Below are 12,553 nucleotides of genomic sequence, written 5' to 3'. Positions count from 1 at the left end.
ATGGCTGACCCGAAGGGTTTCCTCACGCACGACCGCGAGCTGCCGGCGCGCCGCCCGGTCGACGTGCGTATCCGCGACTGGCGGGAGGTCTACGAGGACTTCCCCAAGCCCGCGCTGACCAAGCAGGCCGCACGCTGCATGGACTGCGGCATCCCGTTCTGCCACAACGGCTGCCCGCTCGGGAACCTCATCCCCGAGTGGAACGACCTGGTGTACCGGGACGACTGGCGTGAGGCGATCGAGCGGCTGCACGCCACCAACAACTTCCCGGAGTTCACCGGGCGCCTGTGCCCGGCTCCGTGTGAGGCGGCCTGCGTCCTCGGCATCAACTCCGACCCCGTCGCGATCAAGCGGGTCGAGGTCGAGATCATCGACCGCGCCTTCTCCGAGGGCTGGGTCACCCCCCAGCCTCCGGAGGCGAAGACCGGCAAGCGCGTCGCCGTGGTGGGCTCGGGCCCGGCCGGCCTGGCCGCCGCCCAGCAGCTCACCCGCGCCGGGCACGACGTGGTCGTGTTCGAGCGGGCGGACCGGATCGGCGGCCTGCTCCGCTACGGGATCCCCGAGTTCAAGATGGAGAAGCGGCACGTCGATCGTCGTCTGGAGCAGATGGAGGCCGAGGGCACCGAGTTCCGCACCGGGGTGAACGTCGGTGTGGACGTGACGGTCGCCGAGCTGCGCGAGGAGTTCGACGCGATCGTGCTCGCCGGCGGGGCCACCGCCTGGCGTGACCTGCCGGTGCCGGGTCGCGACCTCAAGGGCGTCTACCAGGCCATGGAGTACCTCCCGCCCGCGAACCGTGACATGGCCGCGTCGCCGATCTCGGCCGAGGGCAGGCACGTCGTCGTGATCGGCGGCGGCGACACCGGCGCCGACTGCATCGGTACGGCGATCCGCCAGGGGGCCGCCTCGGTCACCCAGCTGGAGATCATGCCGCAGCCGCCGGCGGCCCGTCCCGACTCCCAGCCGTGGCCGACGTACCCGATGCTGTTCAAGATGGAGAGCGCGCACGAGGAACTGGAGGCCGGCGCGGGCGACCGGGTCTACGCGGTCTCCACCACGGAGTTCCTCGGGGACGAGGACGGCGACGTCCGGGCGCTGCGCCTGGTCGAGGTCGAGGGGCCCGCGAGCGGGTTCCGGCAGGTCCCGGGCAGCGAGCGGGAGATCCCCGCCGAGCTGGTCACCCTCGCGATGGGCTTCGTCGGCCCGGAGAAGGGCCCGCTGCTGACCGACCTGGCCGCGCTCGCCTCGCGCGAGTTCTTCGACCCGCGCGGCAACGTGGCCCGCGGCACCTCGTACGAGACCGCCGTCGACGGCGTCTTCGCCGCCGGTGACATGGGCCGCGGCCAGTCGCTGATCGTCTGGGCGATCGCGGAGGGCCGCTCGGCCGCCGCCGCGGTCGACGAGTACCTCACCGGGCGCACGGCTCTGCCGGTCGCCATCCCTCCGACGGCGCGCTCGCTGGTCTGAGGCCCGTACGACAGGCGTGATCACGCGGTCTCCGGCCGCGTGATCACGTCTATTGTTGTGGGCCGGAGCTCGTCTCTTGCTGCCCGCCGCTGGCGAAAACCGGACAAAACGGGTATCTCCACTATGGTCGGTGGTGTGCTCTCGCTGTCAGGCACCTGCCGGAACGCGCGGGCCGGAACGAGGAGGGTCGTTGAACGTACGGGGACGTCTCGCCGCGGCGGTCGTGTCGGTGGCGCTGGCGGGTACGGCGTGTTCGGCGGCCGGTCCCGAGGCCGGTGACGCGCGACCGGAGCGAGCCTCCGCGACGAGATCGACGGGACGCCCCGCCGCCGGGCCGACGGGGGAGTACCTCGTCTTCTACGCCGAAGGCGCCCGGGGCGCGGCGGTACGCGCGGTCACGGACAGCGGCGGCGTCATCATGAGAGAAGAGGCCAAACTCGGCTACCTCCTGGTCAGGACCTCCGCTCCGGAGAAGATCGGCGCCAGTCCCGCGGTCGTCGGCGTCACCCCCGACCGCCGGATCGGCGAGGCCGCCGCGCTGCCGGCCGTCCGGCCCGTCGCCGCGCCTGAAATCTCCGGGACCTCCGGGTCGTTCAGGATGCCCGGGGCTTCCTGGACTCCCGGTGCGTCGGGTGCTTACGGGGCTTACGGGGCTTGGGGGGCTTCCGGGGCCTTCACGCGGACCGGGACCGGCAGGGCACCGGCCACCACCCACGCGGCCACCCTGGCCGACCCGCTGTCCGCCCTCCAGTGGGACATGAAGATGATCGGCGCCACGGCCGACGGGTCGTACGCCACGGCCCGGGGCGCCCGCGTGCTCGTCGGCGTCATCGACACCGGGATCGACGGGAAGCACCCCGACATCGCGCCCAACTTCAACCGCGCGCTGAGCCGCAACTTCGTCATCGACCGGCCCAAGGACCCGAACGGCAAGACCTTCGACGGCCCCTGTGAATACAAGGGCTGCAAGGACCCCGTGGACGTGGACGACGACGGCCACGGCACGCATGTCGCCAGCACGATCGGCTCCCCGCTCAACGGCGTCGGCGTCGCCGGGGTCGCCCCCGAGGTGTCGCTGGTCAACCTCCGGGCGGGCAGCGACTCTGGTTACTTCTTCCTCAAACCCACCATGGACGCCCTGACGTACGCCGCGGACAACGGCATCGCCGTGGTCAACATGAGCTTCTACGTCGATCCCTGGACGTTCAACTGCGCGAACAACCCCAAGGACTCGCCCGCCGAGCGGCTCGAGCAGCGCGGAATCGTCGAGGGCATGCGCCGCGCCGTGGCCTACGCGCGCGGGCACGGCGTCACCCTGATCAGCGCCATCGGCAACAGCGCCACCGACCTGGGCCATCCGGTGAAGGACACCGCGAGCCCCGACTATCCGCTCGGCACCGAGCGTGAACGCAAGGTCGACAACACCTGCCTCAACGTGCCGGTCGAGTTGGAGGGCGTCGTCTCGGTCTCGGCGGTCGGCCCCACGGAGCGCAAGGCGGCCTACTCCGACTACGGCGTCGAGCAGACCGACATCGCCGCTCCCGGCGGCGACCTCTTCGCCAAAGACGCCCGGCTCAAGGGCGTGCGCAGGGAGGTCCTGGCGGCGGTCCCGGCGAAGCCGCTGCGCAAGAAGGGGCTCATCGACGAGCGCGGGATTCCCGTGGATCCCTCCGTGCTCCGGGACTGCGTACGCGGGGTCTGCTCCTACTACCAGTACCTGGAGGGAACCTCGATGGCCGCGCCGCACGCCACCGGCGTCGCCGCGATCATCATCGGGCGCTTCGGCAGGCCGGGCAGGGGCGGCCTGCAGATGGACCCCGCCGAGGTCGAGCGGATCCTGTACGCCACGGCGGTCAGGAAGCCCTGCCCCGAGCCCCGCGCGTACAAGTACGCCAAGAACGACATCCAGACCTGCGAGGGAGGCACGGCGCACAACGGCTTCTACGGCCACGGCGTCGTGAGCGCCTCCAGGGCCGCGACGTTCACGCGCTGACGGAAATTCGGGTGGCCCTCCCCGGGATTGGGTACCCTGTGCAGCGCACGCGCCATGCCGGGCGGCGCCGCGACGGCGGGCGACGGGCCCCGGCAGCACCCCCGTACGCGGGGCGATCGGGACACCTGGATGAGCGCGTTATGTCATTGACAATTTGGCCACAGCTCCATGCGTCGTCACAATCAAGTGGTCTGTACCAATTAGGCTAGGACCGTGAGTCGTCGAGCAAAGATCGTCTGTACCCTTGGCCCCGCCACCTCCTCGCCGGAGCGGCTGCGCGAGATCATCACCGCCGGCATGGACGTGGCCAGATTCAACCTCTCGCACGGCAGCCACGAGCTGCACAAGGAGGTGTTCGACCGGGTCAGGGCCGCCTCCGCCGAGGTGGGACGTGCCGTAGGCGTACTCGCCGACCTCCAGGGGCCCAAGATCCGTGTCGGCCGCTTCGCGTCCGGTCCGGTGCGCCTCGGCTTCGGAGACGTCTTCACGATCACGACCGAGGACGTCCCCGGTGACCGCGACATCGTCTCCACCACCTACTCCGGGCTGCCCGGCGACGTGAAGGCGGGCGACACGATCCTCGTGGACGACGGCCGCCTCCACCTGGAGGTGACGGCCGTGGACGGTCCGCGCGTGGTCACCCGCGTCGTCATCGGCGGCATGATCTCCGACAACAAGGGGCTCAACCTCCCCGGTGTCGCGGTCAGCGCGCCCGCGCTCACCGAGAAGGACGAGAGGGACCTGCGCTGGGCGCTGCGCACCGGCTTCGACATGATCGCGCTGTCCTTCGTGCGCTCGCCCCACGACGCCGAGATCGTGCGCGGGATCATGGAGGAGGAGGGCGTTCACCTCCCGCTGCTCGCCAAGATCGAGAAGCCGCAGGCCGTCGACTGCCTCGAAGAGATCGTCGACGCCTTCGACGGCGTCATGGTCGCCCGCGGAGACCTCGGCGTCGAGCTGCCGCTGGAGCAGGTGCCGATCGTCCAGCGCCGCATCATCGAACTGTGCCGCGACAAGGCCCACCCGGTCATCGTCGCCACCCAGATGCTCGACTCCATGATGAGCGCCCCCAGGCCGACCCGGGCCGAGGCGTCCGACGTCGCGTACGCCGTGATGGACGGCGCCGACGCCGTCATGCTCTCCGGCGAGACCTCCGTCGGCGGCTATCCGGTCGAGTCGGTCTCCACGATGGCCCGCATCTCCACCGCGGCCGAGAGCGCCACGCTGCACGCCACGCACACCCTGGAGCGGCTGCCCGAGACCACCGGCGGCGCCATCGCCAGGGCCGCGGCCGAGGTCGGCGCCATCGTCGGCGCCAAGGCGCTGGTCGCGTTCACCATGTCGGGCGAGACCGCGCGGCGGCTGGCGCGCTACCGCTCGCCGATCCCGCTGCTCGCCTTCACCTCCAACCCGCAGGTTCGCGGCCAGCTCGCGCTGACCTGGGGCGTCGAGACCTTCGAGGTGCCGTTCGTGCACCACACCGACGACATGGTGCGCCAGGTGGAGGCGTCGCTGCTCATGCTCGGCGACTTCGAGAAGGGCGACAAGATCGTGATCGTGGCCGGTTCCCCGACCGGGACGCCGGGCTCGACCAACTTCCTCCGCGTGCACACCATCGGCTCGGCGGTCGCCCACCCCCGCTGACCGGCACGGCGAAACCCGGCCCGCGAGCGCGCGGGCCGCGGCCCCTCTCGGCCGCATTCCAGTGGCACCCGGAGACGACCGGCGGCCACGTCCGCGCCGGCTGCGCGGACGTGATGGCTGCGCGGACGTGACGGCTGCGCGGACGTGACGGCCGTCGTGCACGGCGTCTTCGAGCAGGAGCAGACCCTGCGGCCGGGTCTGGTGGTTGACGGCACAGGCGATCGGGAGCGCCGACCGCGCCGCCGGTCAACTCCTCCCGACGAAGAAGGCGGGGGTTCGCCGGCGCCAGGGCATGGCCTGTTCCAGCTGGGAGGAGATCTGGAACAGCAGGTCCTCGCGGCCGTAGGAGGCGACGAGCTGGACGCCGATCGGCAACCCGTTCTCGCTCTGGCCGAGTGGCAGGCTGATCGCCGGGTGGCCGGAGACGTTGAAGACCATCGTGAACGGCCCATAGTCGAACAGCGAGTCCAGCCACGTGGCGAAGGTGTGGCCGGGGTCGTTGTAGCGCAGGGTGCCGTGGGGCGCGGGCAGGCGACCCAGCGTCGGAGTGATCAGCAGGTCGTGCCCGGTGAGGAACGCGGCCACCGATCGGGTGACTCGGTTCTGCGCGTCGAAGGCGTTCATCAGGTCCATCGCCGTGTACGCGTCGGCCACCTGTAACAACTGCCGGGAGACCGCCTCCAGGTGGTCGGGGTCGGGTCGCCGAGGCGCCCGAAGCACCATTGAGGCGATCGCGACGCCTTCGGCCGTCGCGCTCGTCAGCACATCGTCCCAGTCGAGTTCGGGACGGCCGAAAGTGATGGCATGGCCCAGCCGTTCCAGCATGTGCCCGGCCTGGACGGTCGCCGCGGCCACCTCGCTGTCCACTCTCGCCCCCGACCAGGTCTCGGTGGTCACCGCCACCCGCAGGGAGCCGGGGTCAACGCCCAGCTCCTCGGCGTACCGGCGGGTCGGGGGAGGCGCGGTGTACTTGTCGCCGATGCCGGGCCCGTGTACGGCGTCAAGCAGATGGGCGGCATCGCGGACGGTGCGGGTGAGCCCGAACTCATACGCCATGCCGAGCATCGGCTCGCCCATGCCGGGACCGCACGGGACCCGGCCCCGGCTCGGCTTGAGCCCGACCAGCCCGCAGCAGGAGGCGGGAATCCGGATGGACCCGGCGCCGTCGCTGGCGTGCGCGAGCGGGACGGCACCGGCCGCGACCAGGGCCGCGGCGCCGCCGCTCGATCCGCCGACGCCGCGATCACGATCCCAGGGGTTGCGGGTGGGGCCGTACCTGAGGGATTCGGTGGAGAAGCTGAGCACCATCTCCGGCACGGTGGTGAGGCCGAGCGTGACCAGTCCGGCGCCCCTGAAGCGGGTCATCAGGTCGGTGTCGCGCTGGGCGAGGGTGCCCGGCAGTGCCCGGCTGCCGAGAAAGAACGGCACGCCCTCGGCCACCGGCCCGTGGTCTTTGATCAGGAACGGCACCCCGGCCAGGGGGCCGTCCGCAACGTGGCCGAGCGCGGGATCGAACGGGGGTAGCGCCAGCCCGTTCAGTTCGGTGTCCGCGGTCGCGATGGCCTCCCGGGCGACGGCCTCGACCTCGGCGGCGGTGACCTCGCCCGCCTTGATCAGGTCACGGAGGCCGATGGCGTCAAAGCCCGCGTATTCGTGAATTCGCATGATGAGTCCTTGCTCTCGCACATCGATGACTGGGGGGTGGTCGGCGACCATCCCCTTGGCGGAATCGATGTGCTACTACGCTCGGAACATCAGGTTCATCGTGGCAGCCGCGGGCACGGCGGTCGAACGATTTACGGGCTCGGCAGGCCGACGGAGTCGTCGTCGGGGCCGGTGAAGGCGGCACTTGGGCGGCACCTGGAAATCAGCACGCTTCCGGGTGTCGAGAATGTGGCGCCGGCTCCGTCCCAGGGACACGAGTGGCCACGACGGGCCGCGCGACGAAGAAGGAGAACCACGATGAAGTACCTGCTGCTGAAGCACTACCGAGGTGGCCCGGCCCCCGCCGTCGACTGGGCGCCGATGGATCAATGGACGCCGGAGGAGGTCGACGCGCACATACAGTACATGCGCGACTTCGCGGCCCGCTTGGAGGAGACGGGTGAGTTCGTCGACGGACAGGCACTGGCACCCGAGGGCGCGTTCGTGCGGTATGACGGCGAGGGGCGCCCACCGGTGACCGATGGTCCGTTCGCCGAGACCAAGGACCTCATCGCCGGCTGGATGGTCATCGACGTGGAGTCCTGGGATCGCGCGGTCCAGCTGGCCGGGGAGCTGTCCGCCGCTCCCGGCGCCGGCGGCGAGCCGATCCACGAGTGGCTCGAGGTTCGACCCTTTCTCACCGAGCCGCCCACGGTGACCGAGTGAACGAGTCGCTGCTGCGGGAACTCGTGCCCGCGGTGATCGGTGTCCTCGTCCGACGCGGAGCCGACTTCGCGTCGGCCGAGGATGCCGTGCAGGAGGCCCTGATCCGGGCGCTCGAAACCTGGCCGGACGATCCACCGCGCGATCCGAAGGCATGGCTCGTCGCGGTCGCGTGGCGCAAGTTCCTCGACGCCGCCCGTGCCGAGGCGTCGCGGCGGGGGCGGGAACTCGCCGTGGAGGTCGAGCCTCCCGCCGGTCCGGCGCCCGTCACGGACGACACGCTGCGGCTCTACTTCCTGTGCGCGCACCCGAGCCTGCCGCAGGGCTCGGCCGTCGCCCTGACACTGCGCGCGGTCGGTGGCCTGACCACGCGGCAGATCGCGACGGCATACCTCGTCCCCGAGGCGACCATGGCGCAGCGGATCAGCCGGGCCAAGCGGCGGATCGCGGGGCTGCCGCTCGACCAGCCCGGCGATCTCGGCACGGTGCTGCGCGTGCTCTACCTCGTCTTCAACGAGGGGTACGGCGGAAGCGTCGACCTGGCGGCCGAGGCGATCCGCCTCACCCGTCAGCTCGTCGCCCTGACAGACGAGCCCGAGGGCGCGGGGCTGCTCGCCCTCATGCTGCTGCACCATGCGCGCCGCGCGTCTCGCACCGGCCCGGGAGGTCGCCTGGTGCCGCTTGGTGAGCAGGACCGATCGCGCTGGGACACCGGTCTGATCGCCGAGGGGGTGACGATTCTGCAGGCCGCGCTGGCCCGCGACCGGCTCGGTGAATACCAGGCACAGGCCGCGATCGCCGCCCTGCACGCGGACGCCCGGAGCGCCTCCGAGACGGACTGGGTGCAGATCGTGGAGTGGTACGACGAACTGCTGCTCCTCACCGGCAGCCCGGTGGTGCGACTCAACCGCGCGGTGGCGGTCGGGGAGGCCGACGGACCGCGGGCCGGCCTGGCGGCGCTGGCTGACGTGAACCCCGGCCTGCCCCGTTACGCCGCGGTGACGGCATACCTGCACGAACGCGCCGGTGACCTCGAGCACGCCGCCGAGCTGTATGCCGAGGCCTCCCGCGCCGCTGCCAGCGTGCCGGAGCGTGACCACCTCACTCGGGAGGCCGCACGGGTGCGGCAACTGCTGCGTGGCCCCGTGAGCTGACCCGCCGCGGGGTCGCGGGTCTGTCACCGGGCATCCCAGGAGGTAGCGGAAAACCGCTTGATCGGGCATGACTTCCTGGGCAACCATGACGGAAGCGAACCATCCCCCGTCAGGTGAGGAGTGTTACGCCCGACCATGCCCCCACAAGCCGGTTCCACCTCCGACGCTCGACGATCCTCGTGGAACTCCCTGTGGCGGCTGAGGTCCTATCTGCGCCCCTACACCCGCCCGCTGGTCGTCTCGTGGGTGGCCGCCGTCCTCGGTATCGCGGCCGGCATCCTGACCCCGCTCGTCGGCAAGGAGATCATCGACGGTCCCGTGGCGCACGGCGACCAGGGCGCGCTGCTCCCGCTCGGGCTGCTCGCGCTCGTGCTCGGCGTGGCCGAGGCCCTCCTCACCTTCCTGCGCAGGTGGTCCCAGGCGGCGCCGGTGCTCGGCCTGGAGACGGCGATCCGCGACGATCTCTACCGCCACTTGCAACGCCTGCCCATGCGCTTCCACGACGAGTGGCAGTCGGGGCAGCTGCTCTCCCGCGCGACCACCGACCTGTCCACGATCCGCCGGTTCCTCGGGTTCGGCGTCCTGTTCCTCGTCATGAACGTCCTCCAGCTCACCACCGTGATCGTGGTGCTCCTGCGGATGTACTGGCCGCTCGGCCTGCTCGTGGCCGGGTCGGCGATCCCCGTCGTCATCCTGTCGCAGCGCTTCGAGAAGCGCTACATCCGCATCTCGCGCCAGGTCCAGGACGAGCAGGGCGACCTCGCGACCTTCGTCGAGGAGTCCGCCCTGGGCATCCGCACGATCAAGGCGTTCGGGCGGCGGCGCCACGTGGCCGCGACGTACGACGGCCTGGCCGGGAAGGTCCACCGCACCTCCCTCGCGAAGGTGCGGCTGTCCTCCCGGTTCTTCACGTTCCTCGAAGTGGTGCCCAACGTCACGCTCGCCATGGTGCTGCTCCTCGGCGCGCTCGCCGTCGGCGGCGGCGGGCTGACCCTGGGCACGCTGGTGGCCTTCACCACGCTCGTCCTTCAGCTCGTCTGGCCGGTCACCTCCCTCGGCTACATCCTCGCCATGGGCCAGGAGGCCATGACGTCGGCCGACCGGGTCGTCGAGGTGCTCGACACCATGCCCGAGATCGTCGGCGGCTCGGACACCGTCGCCGCCCCGCGCGGGCACCTGCGGTTCGAGGGGGTGGAGTTCCGGTTCCCCGGCGCCGCCCGGCCCGTGCTGCGCGACGTCTGGCTCGACGTGCGCCCGGGGGAGACCGTCGCCGTCGTCGGTGCGACCGGCTCGGGCAAGACCACGCTGACCGCGCTCGTGCCGCGGCTGGTCGACGTCACGGCCGGCCGGGTCACCGTCGACGGGCACGACGTGCGCGACCTGTCCCTCCCATCGCTGCGCTCCGTGGTCGCCACCGCCTTCGAGGAGCCCACGCTGTTCTCGATGAGCGTCAGGGAGAACCTCACCCTCGGCCACCGGGACGCCACCGACGACGATGTGCGCGCGGCCCTGGAGATCGCCCAGGCCACCTTCGCGTACGACCTGCCCTGGGGGCTGGACACCCGGATCGGCGAGCAGGGCATGTCCCTTTCCGGCGGCCAGCGGCAACGCCTGGCCCTGGCCCGCGCGGTGCTCGGCAAGCCCAGGATCCTCGTCCTCGACGACACCCTCTCGGCGCTCGACGTGGAGACCGAGGCGCTGGTCGAGGAGGCGCTCCGCGGCGTCCTCGCCGACGCCACCGGGCTCGTCGTCGCGCACCGGGCGTCGACCGTGCTGCTCGCCGACCGGGTCGCGCTCCTGCGGGAGGGCACCATCACCCACATCGGCCGGCATACCGACCTGCTGTCCGAGGTGCCCGAATACCGGGCACTCCTCGCCCAGGACGCCGAACTCGACCCGGAGGAGGCGCTCCAGTGAGCGAGGGAGTAGCGGGAGACACGTGGCGCGGGGTCGCCGCCGAGGACAAGGACCAGCTCTCCGACACGGTGTCGCTCCTGCTGCGCACCCGGTCACGCCGGTTGCTCGGCGACCTGCTCCGCCCGCACAGGCGGCAGATGGCGCTGCTGTTCGCGATCATCGTGCTGTCCAGCGGCGCCGGGCTCGCCATCCCCTATCTCGTCGCGGCCGGCATCGACGACGGCATACCGCCGATGCTGCGCGACGACGGAAGCGGCACGCTGCTCGTCATCGTCGTGGCGGTCGTCACGGCCGCGCTGATCCAGGCGCTCACCCGGCAGGCGTTCCTGCGACTGTCCGGCCGGATCGGGCAGGACATCCTCCTCGAACTCCGCCGCCGCGTCTTCGACCACTTCCAGAAGCTGTCCCTGTCGTTCCACGAGAAGTACACCTCGGGCCGGGTCATCTCCCGGCTCACCTCCGACATCGAGGCGATCGCCGAGCTGCTCGCGTCCGGCCTCGACGGGCTGGTCACGGCGGTGCTGACCCTCGTGGGCACCGCGGTCATGCTGCTCGTGCTCGACGCGCACCTCGCGGTGGTGGCGTTGCTGCCGCTGCCGCTGCTGCTGTTGTTCACCCGCTGGTTCCGGCGCGAGTCCGGCATCACCTACCGCCGGACCAGGGAGGCCGTCGCCCTGGTCATCGTCCACTTCGTCGAGTCCATGACCGGCATCCGGGCGGTCCAGGCGTTCCGCAGGGAGCCGCGCAACCAGGAGATCTTCGAGCGGCTCAACGACGACTACCGCGACGCCAACATGCGGGCCGCACGCATCGTCGCCATCTTCATGCCCGGCATCAAGCTGATCGGTAACGTGACCGTGGCGGCCGTCCTGCTGTACGGCGGGTGGCTCGCGCTGCACGACGCCGTCACCGTCGGGGTGCTGGCCGCCTTCCTGCTGTACCTGCGCCAGTTCTACGAGCCCATGCAGGAGATCAGCCAGTTCTACAACACCCTGCAGTCCGCGGGCGCGGCCCTGGAGAAGCTGTCCGGCGTGCTGGAGGAGGAGCCCGCCGTCGCGGAGCCCCGCCGTCCCGCCGCCCTGCCGTACGCCAGGGGGTCGGTACGGTTCGACGGCGTCGAGTTCTCCTACACGGGCGGCGCTCCGGTCATCCCCGCGCTGGACCTGGAGATCCCGGCCGGGCAGACCGTGGCGGTCGTCGGCACCACCGGCGCGGGCAAGACCACGCTGGCCAAGCTGATCTCCCGGTTCTACGACCCGGTGGCTGGACGCGTCCTGCTCGACGGGGTGGACCTCCGCGACCTCGACGAGGCCGTGCTGCGCCGTTCGGTGGTCATGGTCACCCAGGAGAACTTCCTGTTCACCGGCACGGTCGCCGACAACATCAGGTTCGGCCGTCCCGAGGCCGGTGACGAGGACGTGGTCGCCGCCGCGCGGGCGATCGGGGCCCACGACTTCATCGCCGCGCTGCCGGACGGTTACGACACCGAGGTGGGCAAGCGCGGTGGCCGGATGTCGGCCGGGCAGCGCCAGCTCGTCGCGTTCGCCCGGGCCTTCCTCGCCGATCCTGCCGTCCTCATCCTGGACGAGGCGACCTCCAGCCTGGACGTGCCCAGCGAGCGACTCGTCCAGCGGGCGCTGCGCACCATCCTCGCCGACCGGACCGCCGTGATCATCGCGCACCGGCTGTCCACCGTCGAGATCGCGGACAGGGTCCTGGTCATGGAGAGCGGCCGCGTCGTCGAGGACGGCTCGCCGGAGCGGCTCATCGGCGGATCCGGCCGCTTCGCCCGCCTGCACCGCGCGTGGGTGGACAGCCTCGCCTGATGCGGCCCCGACTACCGACCACCCGCCCCTTCGTGCAGCGCACCCGGCCTCTGGGCCTGCGAGTGGACGGTTCCAACGTGGCCGAGGGCGGCTCTGGCGATCGAGCATGGTGTCGGGATCTGCTCTGCCGACTCCGACTCCGACTCCGCCCGGTTCCCGGGCTCATCTGGCACAATCCGCTCATT

8 protein-coding genes are annotated in these 12,553 nt (G+C 71.2%); 7 read left to right on the top strand and 1 reads right to left on the bottom strand.

Features of this window, described 5'->3' with window-relative positions:
* The 3 genes from AB0I59_RS08015 to pyk all read left to right on the top strand — a co-directional run bounded on the left by AB0I59_RS08015 (nt 1) and on the right by pyk (nt 5,104).
* Nucleotides 1–1,467 (top strand): glutamate synthase subunit beta, encoded by a 1,467-nt coding sequence (locus AB0I59_RS08015; protein ID WP_061252396.1) that lies wholly within the window; start codon nt 1–3, stop codon nt 1,465–1,467.
* Between the two features lie 190 nt (nt 1,468–1,657).
* Nucleotides 1,658–3,460, top strand: coding sequence for a S8 family peptidase (locus tag AB0I59_RS08010; RefSeq protein WP_358131356.1), 1,803 nt, complete (start codon nt 1,658–1,660; stop codon nt 3,458–3,460).
* A gap of 213 nt (nt 3,461–3,673) precedes the next feature.
* Nucleotides 3,674–5,104, top strand: a complete 1,431-nt coding sequence (gene pyk / locus AB0I59_RS08005) for a pyruvate kinase (RefSeq protein WP_358131354.1) — start codon at nt 3,674–3,676, stop codon at nt 5,102–5,104.
* 246 nt (nt 5,105–5,350) lie between these two features.
* Here pyk and AB0I59_RS08000 read toward each other — a convergent pair whose 3' ends face one another.
* A complete protein-coding gene (locus AB0I59_RS08000) occupies nt 5,351–6,769 on the bottom strand; it encodes an amidase (RefSeq protein WP_358131352.1) in 1,419 nt (472 codons plus the stop codon).
* Between the two features lie 297 nt (nt 6,770–7,066).
* Here AB0I59_RS08000 and AB0I59_RS07995 point away from each other — a divergent pair, with 297 nt between their 5' ends.
* The 4 genes from AB0I59_RS07995 to AB0I59_RS07980 all read left to right on the top strand — a co-directional run bounded on the left by AB0I59_RS07995 (nt 7,067) and on the right by AB0I59_RS07980 (nt 12,368).
* Complete coding sequence (locus AB0I59_RS07995; RefSeq protein ID WP_061252400.1) at nt 7,067–7,474, top strand: YciI family protein; 408 nt, start codon at nt 7,067–7,069, stop codon at nt 7,472–7,474.
* Entirely contained in the window at nt 7,471–8,625 is a 1,155-nt protein-coding gene (locus tag AB0I59_RS07990) for an RNA polymerase sigma factor (protein ID WP_358131349.1), read from the top strand. The genes AB0I59_RS07995 and AB0I59_RS07990 overlap by 4 nt, the downstream gene beginning before the upstream one ends.
* Nucleotides 8,626–8,760: 135 nt before the next feature.
* Nucleotides 8,761–10,542: an ABC transporter ATP-binding protein gene (locus AB0I59_RS07985; RefSeq protein ID WP_061252402.1), complete on the top strand. Its 1,782-nt coding sequence runs from the start codon at nt 8,761–8,763 to the stop codon at nt 10,540–10,542.
* Complete coding sequence (locus AB0I59_RS07980; protein WP_061252403.1) at nt 10,539–12,368, top strand: ABC transporter ATP-binding protein; 1,830 nt, start codon at nt 10,539–10,541, stop codon at nt 12,366–12,368. The genes AB0I59_RS07985 and AB0I59_RS07980 overlap by 4 nt, the downstream gene beginning before the upstream one ends.
* The last annotated feature ends 185 nt before the right edge of the window (nt 12,369–12,553 follow it).

It is taken from the genome of Microtetraspora glauca, assembly GCF_040656155.1.
GTDB classification, from domain to species: Bacteria; Actinomycetota; Actinomycetes; order Streptosporangiales; family Streptosporangiaceae; genus Microtetraspora; species Microtetraspora glauca.
This window is presented reverse-complemented; position numbering and strand designations above follow the sequence as displayed.